Origin of the sequence: Agrobacterium tumefaciens (assembly GCF_013318015.2) — a bacterium.
GTDB lineage: Bacteria > Pseudomonadota > Alphaproteobacteria > Rhizobiales > Rhizobiaceae > Agrobacterium > Agrobacterium tumefaciens.
In genome coordinates this window covers 208,754-225,910 of record NZ_CP115841.1, presented here as the reverse complement: position 1 = coordinate 225,910, position 17,157 = coordinate 208,754, and the positions used below count along the sequence as shown (strand labels likewise).

The following is a 17,157-nucleotide window of genomic DNA, read 5'->3' as shown; positions in this document are numbered from 1 at the left end:
TTTATCTGCCGCCACCCCTGTTCATCAGAGGTAGTTTACCAGACTCATTTTTTGCAGACGCGACGTAAGGCTGTAGGCAATTTCAATCTGCTGCTGGAGCAGATCCAGGCGTGTCTTCACCTCGTAGGTATCGATCCCCTCGATATCCAGCAGATGAGTCTCGATGATCTTTTTCTGGGCGGCGAGCGAGTCGTTCGCTTTCGAAACACGGCTTTCGGAAAGGCCGAGCTGGCTCTGCTGCTGGTTCAAACCACTAATGACCGTGCCTATATTGGTCACCGACCTGGTCGCCACCAGTTCGCGAACGTCGCTTGGGACCTTGTCATCAAGGAACGTCATCGCCGTCATTGCTGTCATCGCGAAATAACGCATGCCCTGCGAGTTGCTGTTGGTCGATGTCTCGACCACCTCGTTCTGGCTGATGCGGCTCGTCATGTTCGTGTCGCTCGCCTTCGACCCATAGGTCGTCCAGAAATCGTAATTCTGGCCGGCCGTCAGATCGCTGTGCGGTGGGTTCGTAACCGGCGTAGTACCGTTGAACACGCCTTCGATACGGGTCATGAACGCCGCGGCCTGATCTTTGGACAGGTCGGCAATGTTACCGACCGCAGGTGTCTGTGCCGCCATGAACGCGTTCAGCTCAACCTCATAGGCTGCCTTCAGCGTCGATCCTTCGGCAAAGTAGTCATCGATAGGCTTCACATCCGTATTGATGCCGGAAAACAGAAATTCGCCACTGACTGCCGTATTGGCAAAACCGGTGAAGGTGTTGAACGCATTCGAAATGGTTTTGGCGACCGTTGCCAGCGTTGGTGCTGCGCTGCTGGTATTCGGAACAAGAACCTTCTGAATTTCCTGGGCGGCCTTTGCCATGCCATCAAGTGCCGCCTGAGAGGACTTGAGGCGCTGCGTGGCGATGGAATTGACGCTGACGAGCGAAGAGAGACGATCGACATCGCGATTAAGGTCAAGACTGCGGGCCGTGTTGGCACCCAGCGTCACGCCCAGGTCCGCATGTTTGCCCGTGGTCAGCTCGGTATTGAGGTTCGTCATCTCAAGCTGGGCCTTGAGGATGGTGCTGCGCATGCTGTTCTGCATCGCCAGCGATGAAATGAAGGACGTTTTCATCTATTACCTCACCATATCCATCAGCGACTTGAGCATGTCGTCGATGGTGGTCACCAGCTTCGTGGCGGCCTTGTAGGATTGCTCGATATCCATGAGCAGCGAAAGCTCCTCATCCAGGCTGACGGCAGTATTGTTCGAATAGGAGGTGGCGGAGCGCTCATAGAGCGCGCTTTTCGCTTCGTTTGCCGAAGTTGCGCCGGATCGTTCCTGTTCGAGCCACCCCACCGAGTTGGTGCCGTATTTCAGGATGCTTGTATTCGTATCGATACGTGTCGACGCGGCAAAATTCATGGGCGCGTCAAAAGCAGTGACATAGCTGTCGATCAGTGCGGAAAACCCGGTTCCGCCTGAAGTTGTGCTGTTGATTACATAAGCGGTACCGTTGATACCGCCGTCGCGCAACAATTCCGGGTTTCCACCTTTGGAAATAATTAACGCAGGGTTGACGGTAATGCTCGCAGCGAGCCCGGGAGAGACAACACCGCTTGCCGGAATGGTTGTGGCCGCAGGGGAGCCGTAGGTGAAGAGGCCTGGCATCTTCGGCAGCGTGCTGGTGGGGCTGGCCGGCTTTTCCGCAAACATGGTGATGAGGCCGCGCGCAATTTCGTCGAGCTGGCTCTGCATGGTTGGCGCCAGGTCGTCACGAACCTGCATCAGACCCTGAAGCGAACCTTCCGCTGTCGTGTTGCTGCCGCTGCTCGCCTTGATCGCGACGCCATCAACGTAGATCGCGTTCCCCGTGACCGTCGCGTCGTAGCCCGGCTGCGCCTTGAAAGTAACCTTGCGCGGCACGACTTCGAACAGGGTCGCGCCATCCGCCGTGTAGAGCGCCACGTCGTTGTTTTCACGATTGACGACATTGATCCCGATGATGGACGAAATGTCCTTCAGCAGCGTCTCGCGCTGGTCGAGAGCATCACTTGGATTGCCGCCGATCGCGGTCTGCGCCTTGACCTCGTTGTTGGCTTCCTCGAATTTCGCGAGCAGGCCGTTCAGCTTGTCGACCTGAAGGGACATTTCCTTGTCGGCACGCAGGCGCATCGCCTGCAACTCGGACGAAGCCTTGTTCAGGGAATTGGCGACGTCCACGGCTGATGTAACCGCAGTCGCAGCAAGCGCGGAATCGCTCGGCTTTGAGGCGTAACCGTCAAGGCTCTTCAGCAGTTCCTTCATATAGGTGGCAGGCGAACTCTCGTAATCGTTGCCGCCGAAAAGGCTTTTCATCTCCTCGAGCCCGGTCAGAACGGTTTTCTGGCCGGAAGCGAGGGATGCACTGGAGATCGTCTGCCTCAGGAGGCTCTCATTCTGGGCACGGCCGTTGGCGACAATACTTGCACCTGACATGGTCGTGCCGAGAATGGCGGTTCGCTTGACGTAGTTCGCATTACCCACATTGGCAATGTTTTTCGAAGTAACGTCCGTCTGCTTGCCTGTATTGTTGAAGATCGACTGCGCAGTATTCATTGCTGACGTGAGCGACATTCATTTGTCCTCGTGAGAATTACTATCTCTTCAGATTGATCAGGACATCCATCAAATCCGACCCGGTCTGGAAGACTTTCGAATTCGCTGTATAGATACGCTGGGATTCAATCATATCGGTGAGTTCGCTGGCGATATCGACGTTCGAGCCCTCAAGCGCACCCTTCTGGATGTAACCGAAGCTGCCCGTCTGCGGGAAACCGATGGTGACGACGCCCGAGTCGTTGCTCGGCAGATAAACGTTGCCGTTCTGAGGGGAGAGGTTGTCGACGCTCGGCACCGTGGCAACCGCCAGCTGGTAGATGTTGCGGCGGCCACCATCCTGATAGACTGCAGTCACTACGCCGTCCTTGCCGATTTCCACGTCCTTGATCTGGCTCGGGCCGTTACCGTTCAGGATCGCGGTGCCGGGCGTGAACTTCGTCGAGAACTGCGACATGTCGGACAGGTCGATACTTATTGCCTGCGGGACGCCGCTGACCGTGTCGTTGATGGTGATCGACTTTGGAGAGGTAGGTGTGAGCTTATTGGTCGCCGGGTCGAATGCCAGCGTGACTGATTCCTTGACAAGGTTCGCTGCTGGGGTCGCCGTGTAAGGGAAGCCGCCATTGGTCGACTGGTCCTGACGATAGACTGCCACTTCCCAGGTATTGGCGCCGGTCTTGGTGTAATAGAAATCGTAGAGAACCTTCGCGCCACCGCTGTCGTACGCCGTCAACGATGTCTTGTTACCGATCGTCGATGTTGCAAGGTTGTCGCTCGGACGCGAGCCCGCCGCAACAGCGGCTTCATCGCGATTGAGGTTGGCCGGGAAGCTGCCCTGCGTGGAGGGCGATGCTGTCAGGCCGAAATTATTGACGTTGACGGCCTCAAGGCCGGTAAAGCCGTTGACGACGGCAGCTGGCGCATTTGCCCCGTAGGGGTAACCCATCAGCTGGAAGCCCGCTGCGTTTTCCAGGTAGCCTTCCGCATTCTTCACGAACGAGCCGGCACGTGTGAGATAAGGCGTGCCGCCACCATCCTGAACCACGAAGAAACCGTTACCCTGAATGGCAAGATCGGTGCTCGACGTGGTGTAGGACAGGTTGCCCTGCTCTGAAATGCTGTAGCGAACGTTGGACTGCACGCCGCCGGAGGCATAGCTGCCCGACGAGGAGGGCAGAACGAGCGAGGAGAACGACGTCGATGCGCGCTTGTAGCCGGTGGTGCTTGCGTTGGCGATGTTGTCGCCAACGGTTCCCAGCTTGTTAGCCTGTGCATTCATGCCGGACACACCGGTTCGCATAGTGCCGAAAATACTCATTCAAAAACCCTCGTGGTCATCTTCAGGGAGAAGGTAAAGCGTTTGGCTTGCGTGAAGCTGTCTGAAATACCGCGTTTGAAAAAGACCACGCGGATGAATGAATATTATTGCCAATCAATGCTGTAACCGAGGAAACGCTTGGAATCGACCGGATCGTAGCCGAGCTTCTTGCGAAGCTTCTTGCGCAGCTTGCTGATATGGCTTTCCACGACGTTCTCTTCGACGTCATCATCGAAGATGCCGTAGATGGCATTGAAAATCTGCGCCTTAGAAACGCGGCGTCCGCGATTGGCAATCAAATATTCAAGGATGCGGCGCTCGCGCCGCGGCAAGGCAAAGACCTCGCCACCAACTTCGGGATCACGACCGTCGGAGAAAACCCGGATCGGTCCCGCATCGGTGAAATTCGAGATAACCTGCAGGCGGCGACGGATCGCCGCCGCACGCGCAAGGATTTCACGGGGGTGAACCGGCTTGCGCACGACGTCATCGACGCCGCTGTCGAACAGCGCCAGAGTCGATTCCAGCGAGGGCTGGTCGCTGACCGCGATCACCGGTGCCGTCGTGCGATCCCTGATCGCCTTCGGCAAGGAGAAGCTCCGGTCGCCCTGACCGATCAGGAATGCCTCTACGGCCGCCAGATCGCTGTCCGCTGCCGTCGAGACCCACTCCCCGAATTCGACCGGATCGAAACCGGTCGAGGGGATGCCCTCACGCCCAAATAGAGAAGTATAGCCGTCTTTAACGAGCTCGCGCTCATCAACCACTACGATCATTCGTCCGCCTCCGAATCAGTGTGGTGTTTTCCAATGCGGCATTGGTACGAATCGGGGGATTCAGCGACAACTGTAGGAAATCATCGATAGTTATTAATAATTGATTAACCATTTTGTGCCGATTTGATCTATATATAGTGGTTGTTAACCATATACGGTACAAAATTTTTGTGTAAAAATTTCAAAAATCCGAAAAAATCGCTTGCGGCGCCTTTTTTAGGGCTTTCTCTCGCCACATTTCAAATTGCGAGTCCTTGATCGCATCAAAACAATCGATGGTTGTTATCCGTCGCAGAAATTTTTCGCGTTGGCGGTCCATTTTCCGTAGCCCGTCGCCACCAGATTGGCGATCACCCGGCAGACATATTTCTTTTGAGCCGGGTCGTTGTTGGGCCCGGCATGATAGCGGGCGACCGCCATGGTCCAGGTTTCGTGCCTGTTGTGGAGATTGCGCAGGAACATGGCGGCATATTCGACATTGCGGCGCGGATCGAACATTTCACGCGCGGATGTGAAGTTTTCGCCATGGAAATAGTGGTTTATCTGCATGCATCCCAGGTCGATCAGCTTGGCGCCGTTGCGCTTTGCCGTCTCGAAAGTGGTCAATGCCTCCTCGGTGGAGGAGGCAAATACCGGTTTTCCCTCAATATTCATGGCGTTGGGGTCAAGCCGACCCTTGCGACCGGTCTCGGTCAGGCCGACAGAATAGAGAATTCCCTCCGGCACGCCGTATTTGCGGGCGGCGGACTGAATTTCCCTTTCACAGACACCTGACGTTGCCGAAGCGGAGGCGTTTTCAGAGGTAAACGCCGTTGTCAGCAGAAGTGCGGGCAGAGCCAAGAGCGCCATCCATGCCTTCATTATGCACCCCCAAATTATCACCATTGCCCTGCCGTCCGCCGCGTGTGCCGGACTCGTCACGGTTGCGCCCTGCGGCGGCCTGTTGGCCTTGCTGCTGCGCCTGCTGATTTTGCTGATTGTTGGCTTGTGTGCCCGTTTGGTCACTCTTGTCAGAAGAAGCAATGCTGATGGTGATGTTATCGACCGTCAGACCCTGCGCCTTGAGGCCATCGAGGATGCTCTTGCTGTCCTGCTGAAGCTTTTTGTAGGCGGCCACGTTCTCCACCGTCATGTGAACGGCAAGCTCATCGCCGGCAAGACGCAACGACATCGTCACCGATCCCAGCTCGATCGGCGTCATGTGCAGCTTCAGCGTATGGACGACTTTGCCGGTACTGCTCTGGGCCGCCTCATTGGACAGCGACGAGCCGGGCTGCATGGCGCTAACCCATTCAGAATCATTGGCGATGAGGCCAGTCAGAGCCGAGGCGTTGGATGAAGGTGCCAGACCAATGAACCGCCGCGAATCGAGAACCGTAATCGTCTCGGTCGCCTTGCCGCTGCTTTCCCGGGCATCGAACTCGACGCGGCCATCCCGCTGAACCGTACTCATATCGAGAGCGCGGGCTGTGCCGGAACGAGGAGATGCGAAGCGGAATGCCGAGGCGTCGCCTTCAGTGCCCGATCCGGATCCGGCTTCGTTTCCGGCAAGCTCGGTCCGTGCGTGCATGTCCTTCGCCAGAGGCTCAGCCTTACCCCTGACAGTTTCAACCTTTTCGGATTTGACATCGGCCTTACCGGCAATCGCCTGCGCAATTTCCTCAAGGGGCGTCTTGGCTGTCACGATATCGCCGACATTGGCCGTGAGCGTCTGCAGCTCTGCCAGCTTCGGATCGATTGCATCCGCCGCCGTCTGGCTCTCCTTGTCGGCGTCCTTGACCTTCTTGCCAGGTTTGCCGTTTTCAGGCGATGTGTGCGCCGTCTTAATCGCATTCTGAAGCTCCGCCAGCGCCTCGTGACCATGGCCTTCTCCGGAATGGTCCTTGACGATCACGTTCAGGAAGCTCGGAGGCCGCTTGACCGGCACATCCGTCTTTTCAGCATCGTCATCCGGTTGCACATTCTGCTCCTCAGCCGATCCCGCTTCCTGCTGATGACGCGAATGCGTTGCCTGCGGCGGGCGCTCTTCCCTGACCGTCGCGAGGGTGTCGCCGAAACTTCCGCCTTTGGCGTCGTCCCTCACACTGGCGCTGCCAGCGCGCGGATCGTTATATGGCGCATTCACTATCGCGTTGATGGTTGCGTCGATCATGGTGCCCCCTCGCCTTTCTTCAAAAGGCTGTCGATTTCATCGAGCTTACTGCGGCCGCTCGTCACGAGTTGCCGGACGTTCTCGCCCTCATCCTCAGCCTTGTGGTTTTCAACTCTCCATATGCCCTTGGTCTCGGCACTGGCCGCCTCATTCGCGGGCGCGCCCGACCCGGCCCCCTGCCCTGCCGTGACACCGGGATCGGCGCCAGGCTGCGGGGAAGGCGGACGAACCACCTGGTCGGCGATTGCCCTTGCCGCGTCCCGCAGGGCCCTGTCGCGATCCGAAAGCTGGGCCTCGGGAATTTGCCCGATTGTTTCAATCGCGCTCACCACATCGGGCGTGCCGATATTGGAAAGGCTTTCATAGAGATTTGCCTGAACTTGCGGCTGGTCCGGCATATCCGGCGACAGCGCTTTCGCCTTCAACGCCGCCATGCGCGCCAGCGAATCCTTGCCGCTGATCGCCGCGAGACGGGACAGGCGCAGATAAGCTTCCTTCTGCCTCTCCGCGTCCATCATGGCGAATGTTTCCTCTATCGTGTCGTGCCCGATGGAATCGACACGTTTGACCACAAGTGAGACCAGAAGGTCCGCGAACTGGCTGGCATAGGGCGAATGCAGGAACCGCCGCGCGTAACGCTGTGCATATTCGACGCCACGCCCGGCATCGCCGTCTTCAACGGCGATAGCAAGCGAGCGGCGGAGTGCAGCCTCCTCCACGATGGTACCGGGCGCTTCGAGCCGGGCTATGTCATAGAAACCGAGGGCAGCCACCGGATCGCGGGGGATCGTCACATTGCCGCCGATCAGTGCAAGATAGGCGCCAATTCTCGTGCCGCGATACTCGGGCACCATGGCCGCGATGCTCTGGGCGACCAGCGTTCCCTTGCCGGACAGATATTTGCGCAGAATATCGGCGACGCGGCTGTCGAAATTGCCGTCCACATCCCGCGCGACGAGCAATTCGAGCGTGGCCGGATTGCCGCCGCTCATCGCGTAGACAAGCGCCGCATCAACATTGCGCGGATCCTTGAAGATCGCCGAAGGTGCGCTCTTAAGCCGCTCGTCGATCGTCTGGAGCAGAAACCGCTGCATTTCGGTTGCCGAATGGTCTCCCATGGTGACGGAATCCTGCACGAACTGCAGGGAGCGCAACATGGCATAGGGCATGAGGTTGTCTTGCGATTGCGCAAAAACCTTCGCCGGTTCGGCACCGAGACCACACAGTGTCGCCGCAAGAAAAACCCAACGTTTCGAGGATTTCGTCACACTCACCCCCGATCGGCCTCAAGCAGGATTTCGATACGGCGGTTCGCATTCGCCAGCGGGTCTGCCGGCACCTGCAATCTGCGATCCGCAAAACCCGAAACCTGTTTCACCCGCTCTTCCGACAGGCCGCCGCGAACCAGCATGTAATAGGCGCTATGCGCGCGGTCCATGGAAAGCCGCCAATTGTCATTGGCCTCACCCTTGAACTGGCGTCCATCGGTATGGCCGCGGATCACCACGCTGCCGCCACGCTCCTGAAGCAACTTGCCGATCTTCTCCATGGCCAGGACCATTTCGCCGCGGGGCACAGCCGATCCGACATTGAACATCGGCGTTTCCGTCTGGTCGGAAATGGTCAACAGCAATCCGCCTTCGGCGGGCGTCACCACCAGACCTTCGGCGAGCTTGCCGCTGATGCCGGATATCTGCTTCTCGATCTCTTGGCGCAGCTCTTTGGCCTCTTCCTTCTGCGCAGCAGTACCTTGCTGCTGCTCCGGCTGAGGCTGCGTAAGTGCTGCCTGCTCTGCGGCACCCGGCCGCTGCTGCGGCACCACGGCGGCGACTTCCATGGCCTTGCCGTGATCTGCACCATCGGCTGGCTGCTGAGACGATTTAGCCGCAACCGCTTCATTATCCTTGGCAGCGTCCTGCTGCTTGTTCTCGGCAGATTGCTGCTGTTCGACCGGATTTTGCTGCTGGTCCGCACGTGTGATCTTCACCTGCTGGGTCCAGAAATCGGGATCGAAGGGATCGCGGTAAGCCTCACCGCCGCTCGCACCCGTCGCCGGGCCGGAATCGGCAGCACCACCTTCGCCCTTGGCGCTGACATTGGCCTGCTGCCCGACCTGCTGGGCAATTTCCGCCAGAACGGAATAGGGATTCTCGAAAAAGTCCGCTTCTGAGAAGTTCGACTGCTCCCCGGTCTGCGAGGTCAGGTCTTCACCTGTCGCGGCGGCTGAACCCTGGGTGACCTTTTCCGCCTTTATGTTGGACTGGTCTTTCTTCTCGACGCCCTCTTCCTTGTCCACGGGTTTTTCCAGCCCCTTGGACGAGGGTTTCTCATCGGACAGCTTTATCGGATTGAAATAGCTGGCGACCGAGGCCTTGGTTTCCTCGTTTGCGGCGTTGACCAGCCACATGACGAGGAAGAACGCCATCATGGCCGTCATGAAGTCGGCATAAGCGATCTTCCACGCGCCGCCATGGGCGCCATCGTGCCCGCCCTTGTGGCGTTTGACGATGATGATCTCGTTCTTGCCGTGGTGGTGATTTTCGCCTTCACTCATTTCATCACCTTGCGAAGACTGGACGCCCAGGCGGACATGCGCGTGACGAACACGCTTTCACCCAACTCAACGGAGAGATCGATATCTGCCGTCTCGGTAAATTTCATCGTCTCTTCTTCAAAGCCCGGCTGCGTCTTCAGCTGCTCAAACAAATCTTTCGGGCCTTTCACCACAAGGGTCACGGCCTCGCCATCCGGCATGGAAGCACGAACGACATCCGCAAGCGCCGAAACGGCCTTCAGCGACAGCTCTTCGGTCAGAACCGGGGCAAGGATATTGGCGGTCTGTTCGCTGAGATTGGTCGCGATCGCATCGATGCCTTCACGCAGCCTTAGCGACAGGAAAACGGCAATTTCTTCCAGATAGACGGAACGTAAGCCTACGAGTTCTGCGGCATGAGCGGCAAGAAGCTCCTCGCGCTCGGCCTGCATTTTCTCCGTGATCTCGCGGGTCGCATCCTCGTGACCACGGGCATAGGCGGCCTGTTTTTCGCTTTCGACGTCGAGCGGCTCGAATTCATCGAAACCGGACGCAATATCGCCAAAACCGGAAATGCCGTCGACATCCGCCAACGGTTCGCCGAACGTCAGTCCCGCGGGCTGCACGTCACCGAAATCCTTGAGATATCTTGCAATGGACGCGCTCATGCCGGCCCCCGGCGAGACAGGCCAAAGGGGCGAGACATGTTTCGTTGCCTGCGATCTAAGCCGTTTGGCGGCACCACCGTCATCCTTGCTACCCTGCCCGTCTCTTCAATTGTTTCCGGCCGGATCACGCCATGCGATCCACCCGATATTGCCCCGACGTTAGGTGTTCAAACTTGTGCGAGGATGAAGGCGGGCCCCGTTTTCAGAAACCTTGCAACCAACTCCCCCGAACCCGCCGGACCGACGCCGGTTTACTTGAAGAGCTGAAGGATGTTTTGCGCGTTGGCATTGGCGATCGAGAGCGCCTGGATGCCGAGCTGCTGCTGTGTCTGCAGAGCCTTCAGCCTGGTCGATTCCTCGTTCATATCCGCATCCACGAGACGGCCGATACCCTTGTCGATCACGTCCATCAGGCTCGAGACGAAGTTTTCCTGCATGTTGATGCGGCTCTGTAGTGAGCCGAGGCTGGAGGCCGTACTGGTCATGGCTTCGAGCTGCTTGTCGACAAAACTCATCATCACATCGATGGCGTCGGAAGCGGTGTAGTTCGTGGTGCCACCGGAAAAACCGCTCATGGCTGCCGCCACGACATCGAGATTGTCGAGATCGAGCGTGGAGACGGAAAGACCGAGGGATCTGGCAACGGAGGTCGGCGCACCGGTCGTGTCATAAAACCAATCGTTGCTGCCTGTGTCCCGATAGGCCGCCGCGACGGTGGTGGTGCCGCTCGAAGGGTTGGTCGCCGTCACCTTGACCCAGGTATTCTCGGACAAACGAAGATAATTCACCGTTCCGTTGCTGTAGACGCTCGGGTCGGTATTCGTATCCGGCGTCGCCGCATTCAGCGTGCCGATTTCCGCGTCCGTCAATTTCTTGACGACGTAACCCGCATTGGTGGTCACGCCGGCTGTCGTCGATGCTTGGGTGATCTGTTGTTCCGTCTTCGCGACAAAAACGGCGCTCTTGTCGAGAATACCGAGTTTTCCGCCGCTGAGGTCGAAAAGCACGGCACTGCCGTCCAGCACATAGTCAACCGTGGTGACGCCGACATTGCCCGAACCGGTGCGTGTGAAGGACGCGACGACCTTTTTGGTGATGGGTTCTACAACCGGCGGCGTGCCACCATTGCTGATGCTGGCCTGCAGCCAATTCTCGCCGGAGAAGGAGGCAGATTCCGACGTGCTCTTCAGCTGTTCCTGAAGCTGCTTGATTTCGTCCTGGATCTTGCCGCGGTCAGCCCCGACGCCATAGGCGGCGACAAGCTTTTCCTTGATTTTCTTGACGACCTCGATCGAGTTCGCAAGGGCGTCATAGGCCGTATCGACCTTGGCGGCGCCCAGTCCCAATGCATCCTGCACGGCCGAGAGCGCTGCATTGTCGGAGCGCATGGTTGTGGAGATAGACCAGTAGGCGGCATTGTCCGCCGCCGTTTCGACACGGTAGCCGGACGACACACGCGCCTGCGTCGTCTCGAGATTCTTGTCGATCATGCGCAAGGTTTGCAGCGCGGCCATCGCCGCCGCATTGGTCAAAATGCTGGTCATTGGGTCCACCCAATTGGTACTGTCAGGAAAAATCCGGCGCTGCGCCGAAAACGAGCAGAGGCATCATGCGCATCAGCGATGGTAAAAAGAGCCACCGCGACCTGCCGTTCGTTAACAAATCGTTAATTCGATAGGTACCAAACAACAACGCTGATTTGCAAGGCGTTCCTTGCCTTCACAGGCCGGTTTTGCATAAACCGACACGCTTCAGGCAAGGTCGGGTGAAAAAGTGCCCGAATGAAGCCATCGCGCCCGCGAATTCGGAAGGCGCAATGGATAATATATGAAAATGTCCGCTGGACTGGTTCAGGCAGCTTCGCCTTGGCGGGCCGACACGAATCGGGCAGCCGTCAGGCTCTGACGGAGAAATTCGGTGTTCTCGTCCGGATTTTCCGAAGGGTTCTGAAACGAAACATGATTGATCTCGACCGCAGCATGCTCGTTGGCCAGAATCAATTGCGCATAAACCGTCGCGCCGTGCGGTTTCAGTTCGAGATCGAGGACGATCTCCGGCGCCCCTTCCCATTCGAGCCTGTATTCGCCACCGGCACCGAAATTGATCGTGCCCGGATGATAATAAAGCTCCGCGGCCGACGAGACGAGGTCGGCAATGCTGCCGTAGCACTCGAATCTGAGCAATGAAATCAGGTCGGCCGGATCGAGCAGGCGCAGTTCGGTGGCGATCGGGTTGATCGCCTCTGCGACGATCATTTCCCGCTTTTCAGAATAGGCGGATTTTTTCATTGGTTTTATTGAACCCGTATTTTCGATGACTTCATGGCGTAAACCCGATGAACGAGCTCAGCTACAGCCTTGTAAAAAGCTGGTGGAATCACACTATCGATCGAGACTTGCGCAAACATGGAGCGTGCGAGCGGCGGATCTTCAAAAACGGGTATATTATTTTTTTCCGCAATCTCGCGGATTTTCAATGCGATAAGGTCCTGACCCTTGGCAACGACGACAGGCGCGTCGCCTTCTTCGCGAACGTAACGCAACGCCACTGCAAAGTGTGTCGGGTTGGCAATCACCAGTGTCGCGCGCGGCACATTGTCGATCATGCGGCGGCGGGCGCGGTCACGGGCGACCGAACGCTGACGGGCTTTGACCACCGGGTCGCCCTGCGATTGCTTGTACTCTTCCTTCACCTCATGCTTCGTCATTTTCAGCTGGCTGAACCAGTGGTGGCGCGTCCACAAAAGGTCGACGGCGGCAAGCAGCGCGGTCGAAAAGAGAATCACGACCATCATCTTTTTGGTGAGCTCGACAACCCTGACGAAAATGACCTGCGGGTCGGAGAACATCAGGTCGATGAGACTGTAGAAATCGCCGCGCAGAGACAGGAACATGATGATCGAAACGATCAAGATCTTGAACAGCGATTTGCCGAATTCCACAAATCCCTGCTTGCTGTAGATGCGGCCGAACCCCTTTGCAGGCGAGATGCGCGACCATTGCGGACGCACCCTCTCAAGCACCGGCGACGGCAGGTTCTGGAAAAACGAGGAGGCAAGGCCGAAGACGATGAACATGATCATGGCCGGCATGAGCAGATAGGCCATGGACGTGCCGAGGAAATAAAGCAGCGAAAGGGCATCCGGCCTGGTGCTGAGGTTCCATTGTTCGGGCTGGCCGAACAGGTCCTTCAGCGTTACGCCGAGGCGACCGGCGCCGTCGGGCAAAAAGAAAACCAGATAGCAGTAAAAGGCGAGTGACGAAGCAAAGATCGGCACCTCGCGGGAAAAGGGAAGATTGCCCTTTTCCGCCGCATCACGGAGTTTTTTCTCCGTTGGGTCTTCTGTTTTACTGTCCTTGTCCTGATCGTCTGCCAAGGCACGTTCCCGGGATAAAAAAAGGCCCGCCGATCGCGGCAGGCCGTCATTCCGAAACTAGCGCCCGAGACCGGCCATCGCAATGGCCGGCATTGCCTGTAAGGCGGGTTATCAACCGGCTTCCGCTCAGGCTGCTGCGGATTGTTCCTCCGTGGAGGCTTCCTTCAGCTGAATCTGACCGGAATTGGCCAGCCGGATCGCTTCCTGCGCCACGGCGCGGCGTGCAATCGCCACTTCGCGGGTGTTGATAGAAGCCTGCGGCACGGCGAGGTCCGATTCGATCATGCGGCGCTGGCGCGGGCTGATGCTGGACAGCACACATTCCTTGATTTCCATGGTTGCGCCACGCAGCGCCATGGTGAGAACGTCCGCCGAGACATCGTTGAGCAGCAGGACGCGGCTGCGCTGCGGCATGAACATGAGATCGTCGAAGAGGAAGATCTTCGGCTTGACCTTGTTGGCAGCTTCTTTGCTGAGCGTTTCGAGCGAGCTGAGCAGCGTATCGACCTGCGGCTTTTCCATTTCGTTCATCAGGTCGGCAACCTTCGTGGAACCGCCCGCATTGCGCTCTGCTTCGATCTCGTTGATGAGGTTGACCACACGCTTCTCGATGATCTGGGCAGCCGTGGGGCTGACTTCCTTCATGTTCACCGTGCGGTTCATGATATCGGCGCGCTGCTCTTCGGGAATGGTCAGAAGGACCTTGGCACCGAAGGACGAGGGCAGCATGGAGAGGATATAGGCGATGGTCTGGGGATGCTCGCGCAGCAGGAACTTGCCGACGAATTCCGGCTCCGCTTCCTGCAGGCGATCCCAGATCGACGCTTCATAGGCCTGGAAGGCTGCACGACGGCCGAGAAGGCTGTCCACCTCCTCCGGTGTCAGGCCCTCTTCGAGAATGCTTTCGATCGCCTTGGCATTGTCCATCAGACCCGTTCCTTCCGTGAACAGGTCTTCGAACTCCGCCACGATCTGGGCGAGTTCGTCAGGGGGAATGACACGCAGCGTCTGGGCCGAGGAAATGATCATCTGCAATTCGTGCTGCGTGAAAAATTTCAGCAGCTTGCCGGCGACGCCCTTGCCCATGGCAAGAAGCACCGCGGCCGCCTTGTCGGCCTGAGACAACGGCTTCCCTGCCAGCGGGTTACCGAAATCCTCGAAGTCCATCATGGTCTTTCCTCTCCGTCCCCACAGGGATCAGGCTTTTCTCGTACTCATTACTTCAATCAATTTTACGCCGAAGCGCGTATCGTCGTCTTCAAGTACCGTTATTTCACCGCGCGCAATACGGCGGCCATTCACCATGATCTCGACCGGTTCACCGATCTTGCGGTCAAGCGCGATCGTTGCACCCTCTTCAAGGCTCATCAGACCCGAGACGAGCATGCGGCTGGTCCCAAGAACGATCTGGACATCGATCGGGATATCCATGATCAGGTCCATATTGTCGGACAGGCCACTGCCGAGCGGCGCCTTGATGCCCGCGACCTGTGGGGTGGCCGCGAAATCGTTCATCGCAAAATCGCCCACTCCGCCACCGAAGGCGGAAAGGTCGCTGTCGGCGGAAGCGTCGTCAACGCTCCCGAAATCCCCGAAGTCGCCAAAGTCGGACAGCGAACCTTCCGCATCCGTCTTGAGGACGCCACGCAGATCGCCGATAGCCTGGTCGAGCTCACCGCCGTCTTCAAGCGACGGCAGCGCCATATCATCGGTCACAGGTGTTTTCTTCGTAGCCATGCGCTGATTATTCCCTTTGAAACTTGCGTCAGCCTGCCCAGAACCCAAAAAAGGTGGACAGGTTTTAACCCATCAGATGTCGCAAGATCTCGTCGTCCGTGCTGACATTGTTCTTTACCCGAACCATGTAGCGGTCGCCGGACTTGCCGAATTCACAATTATAGAGCTTGGAGCCGTTGGCGCTGACCTCAACGCCGATGTCGTCCTGCTTCAGATCCTGAAACGGAATGACGTCGCCGGCCACCAGCCTGGAGATCGTCCGCAGGGTCAAGGTTTCGAGCTTGATGCGCGCCTCGAGCGTTACCTGCGATCTCTTCACCTGCTCAGAGATCAAATCCACCCATTCCGCCTGCTTCTTCAGCGCCTGGGCTGAAGCCTTGGGAGCGGCGATGGAGGTCTTGAGAAGGGGCCGCTGCGGCACGATCAGCGCGAATTCCGAAGAAACCTTGCCGATGGCGATCTTCATGCGGACTGTCACGCCGTAGAGGCCGGCGATCATCTCCTCGAAGGCGCTTTTTCCATTGGCCGTAAAGGGCGGGTCGATCGTCGCCTCGAAACCGCCCGGCGCGTTGACGCCCGACCGCAGGACACCCCCGATGCGCCCGAGAACCATGGCCGCCAGGTCGAGTTCGATGTGGGAAAGGCTGCGCTCGTCCGGCTCGCCGATGGTGTCGGCGGCGGCGCCCAGCATGCGCTCCATGAGCGCGATGACGAAGCCGTTGCCGACCGCCATCATGAAATTGGGGCACCAGTTGCGCAGAGAACAATCCGCAACCGAGAAATTGCCGCCGATATTGGCGATGAGATCGGTCATCAGCCCCGATTCGGAGCCGATATATTCGACGTCTATCGCAATGCCGGTCTCGCTGTGAAAGATATCAGGCAGGAATTCGCTGTAGAGATGGCCGATATCGGAACCGACCTTCGCGATTGTCTTGCGGTCGGAAAGCCCGCCGGTAAGTTTCGCGAGCAGCGACGTGTCGATGACGGGTGCTCTTTGCTGTGCAGCTTTAGCCATGGTCATGCCGCCTTGTTTTCGCCGCCGGGGTTCATCATCTCCTGTTCGACGGCGTCGATGGACGGCCGCTCGTAGTTGGAGATGGTCTTGCGCCCGTATTCAAGCGCGACCTGCGGCACCGAGCCGTTCATGTAGGCGATCAGCGTCTGCTTGACGATGATGTAGAGGCGGTGCTGCTTGGTGCGGACGATCTTGACCTGCGAAGCGAGCGGGTTGCAGATCGAATAGGACAGGATGATGCCGAGCATGGTGCCCACCAGTGCGGCGCCGATGAGGCCGCCCAGCACTTCCGGTGATTCGTTGATCTTGCCCATGGCCTTGATGACGCCGAGAACCGCCGCGACGATACCGATGGCGGGGAAGGAATCGCCCATGGTGGTGATCGCGTGGTAAGGTTTCAGCTTGTCGTGCAGGATGGTCTCGATTTCCTCGTCCATCAGTGCTTCGATTTCGTGGCTGCGCGCGTTGCCGATGATGATGAGGCGGACGTAGTCGCAGATGAACGACGTCAGCTCCTTGTTCTTCAGCACCGAGGGTGCACTCTGGAAGATCGAGGATTCTTCCGGATTGTCGATATGCGCCTCGATCTCGTTGCGCGATTTCGTGCGCAGGTCGCGCATCAGCGAATAAAGTACGCCGAGTACGTCGAGATAGTTGCGCTCCTTCGGGACCGAGTGCTTGAAGGCCTCGCCGAGCGCCTTGCCCGAATCCTTCACGACCTTCATCGGGTTCGCCATGATGAAGCCGCCGAGGCCGGCACCGCCGATAATCAACAATTCGAACGGCTGAACCAGCACGTCCAGATGGCCGCCCATCGCCATGTAGCCGCCGATGATGCAGCCGAAGGTGATTATAAGTCCAATTACAATATTCATTGATCGACCACGCCCGAACAGTGTTCCATGCCGCCATCTCTAGAAAATGTGGCTTGCGTGAACCTGTCCGCGGAGCCTCTGTCCCTCGTCACTGCAGCCAGTTTCGCAC

Annotated in this window: 16 protein-coding genes; all 16 read right to left on the bottom strand. The window is 58.0% G+C overall.

Translation table 11 applies throughout. The features are described 5' to 3' along the window. Positions 1–24 precede the first annotated feature (24 nt). The 16 genes from G6L97_RS01115 to motA all read right to left on the bottom strand — a co-directional run bounded on the left by G6L97_RS01115 (position 25) and on the right by motA (position 17,048). Positions 25–1,128, bottom strand: a complete 1,104-nt coding sequence (locus tag G6L97_RS01115) for a flagellar hook-associated family protein (RefSeq protein WP_003515111.1) — start codon at positions 1,126–1,128, stop codon at positions 25–27. A gap of 3 nt (positions 1,129–1,131) precedes the next feature. Next, on the bottom strand, positions 1,132–2,610 hold the full coding sequence (gene flgK, locus G6L97_RS01110; protein ID WP_003515109.1) for a flagellar hook-associated protein FlgK: 1,479 nt from the start codon (positions 2,608–2,610) through the stop codon (positions 1,132–1,134). A 22-nt stretch (positions 2,611–2,632) separates the two neighbouring features. After that, positions 2,633–3,913, bottom strand: coding sequence for a flagellar hook protein FlgE (locus tag G6L97_RS01105; protein WP_174002635.1), 1,281 nt, complete (start codon positions 3,911–3,913; stop codon positions 2,633–2,635). Between the two features lie 104 nt (positions 3,914–4,017). Further along, positions 4,018–4,689 carry a transcriptional activator Rem gene (gene rem / locus G6L97_RS01100; RefSeq protein WP_003515107.1) on the bottom strand — a complete coding sequence of 224 codons (672 nt, stop codon included), beginning with the start codon at positions 4,687–4,689 and terminating at the stop codon, positions 4,018–4,020. A gap of 282 nt (positions 4,690–4,971) precedes the next feature. After that, on the bottom strand, positions 4,972–5,538 hold the full coding sequence (locus G6L97_RS01095) for a lytic transglycosylase domain-containing protein (RefSeq protein WP_019564301.1): 567 nt from the start codon (positions 5,536–5,538) through the stop codon (positions 4,972–4,974). After that, positions 5,486–6,841 (bottom strand): flagellar hook-length control protein FliK, encoded by a 1,356-nt coding sequence (fliK, locus tag G6L97_RS01090; protein WP_065703822.1) that lies wholly within the window; start codon positions 6,839–6,841, stop codon positions 5,486–5,488. Before fliK ends, G6L97_RS01095 begins: the two co-directional genes overlap by 53 nt. After that, positions 6,838–8,115, bottom strand: a complete 1,278-nt coding sequence (gene motC / locus G6L97_RS01085) for a chemotaxis protein MotC (protein ID WP_003515101.1) — start codon at positions 8,113–8,115, stop codon at positions 6,838–6,840. The genes fliK and motC overlap by 4 nt, the downstream gene beginning before the upstream one ends. Beyond that, the gene (locus G6L97_RS01080) at positions 8,112–9,395 is read right to left on the bottom strand and encodes a MotB family protein (protein ID WP_019564303.1); all 1,284 of its coding nucleotides are present in this window, start codon (positions 9,393–9,395) and stop codon (positions 8,112–8,114) included. Before G6L97_RS01080 ends, motC begins: the two co-directional genes overlap by 4 nt. Next, the gene (locus G6L97_RS01075) at positions 9,392–10,042 is read right to left on the bottom strand and encodes a hypothetical protein (RefSeq protein WP_111782816.1); all 651 of its coding nucleotides are present in this window, start codon (positions 10,040–10,042) and stop codon (positions 9,392–9,394) included. Before G6L97_RS01075 ends, G6L97_RS01080 begins: the two co-directional genes overlap by 4 nt. A gap of 251 nt (positions 10,043–10,293) precedes the next feature. Beyond that, entirely contained in the window at positions 10,294–11,586 is a 1,293-nt protein-coding gene (locus tag G6L97_RS01070) for a flagellin N-terminal helical domain-containing protein (protein WP_111782817.1), read from the bottom strand. A gap of 306 nt (positions 11,587–11,892) precedes the next feature. After that, entirely contained in the window at positions 11,893–12,330 is a 438-nt protein-coding gene (locus G6L97_RS01065) for a hypothetical protein (protein WP_003515097.1), read from the bottom strand. Positions 12,331–12,335: 5 nt separating this feature from the next. Further along, positions 12,336–13,418, bottom strand: a complete 1,083-nt coding sequence (flhB, locus tag G6L97_RS01060) for a flagellar biosynthesis protein FlhB (protein ID WP_003515096.1) — start codon at positions 13,416–13,418, stop codon at positions 12,336–12,338. A gap of 126 nt (positions 13,419–13,544) precedes the next feature. Beyond that, positions 13,545–14,588: a flagellar motor switch protein FliG gene (gene fliG, locus G6L97_RS01055; protein WP_003515095.1), complete on the bottom strand. Its 1,044-nt coding sequence runs from the start codon at positions 14,586–14,588 to the stop codon at positions 13,545–13,547. Between the two features lie 27 nt (positions 14,589–14,615). Further along, positions 14,616–15,155 carry a flagellar motor switch protein FliN gene (fliN, locus tag G6L97_RS01050; protein ID WP_025592471.1) on the bottom strand — a complete coding sequence of 180 codons (540 nt, stop codon included), beginning with the start codon at positions 15,153–15,155 and terminating at the stop codon, positions 14,616–14,618. Between the two features lie 64 nt (positions 15,156–15,219). After that, positions 15,220–16,179, bottom strand: a complete 960-nt coding sequence (locus G6L97_RS01045) for a FliM/FliN family flagellar motor switch protein (RefSeq protein ID WP_003515092.1) — start codon at positions 16,177–16,179, stop codon at positions 15,220–15,222. After that, a complete protein-coding gene (gene motA, locus G6L97_RS01040) occupies positions 16,176–17,048 on the bottom strand; it encodes a flagellar motor stator protein MotA (protein WP_003515090.1) in 873 nt (290 codons plus the stop codon). Before motA ends, G6L97_RS01045 begins: the two co-directional genes overlap by 4 nt. Positions 17,049–17,157: the final 109 nt, after the last annotated feature.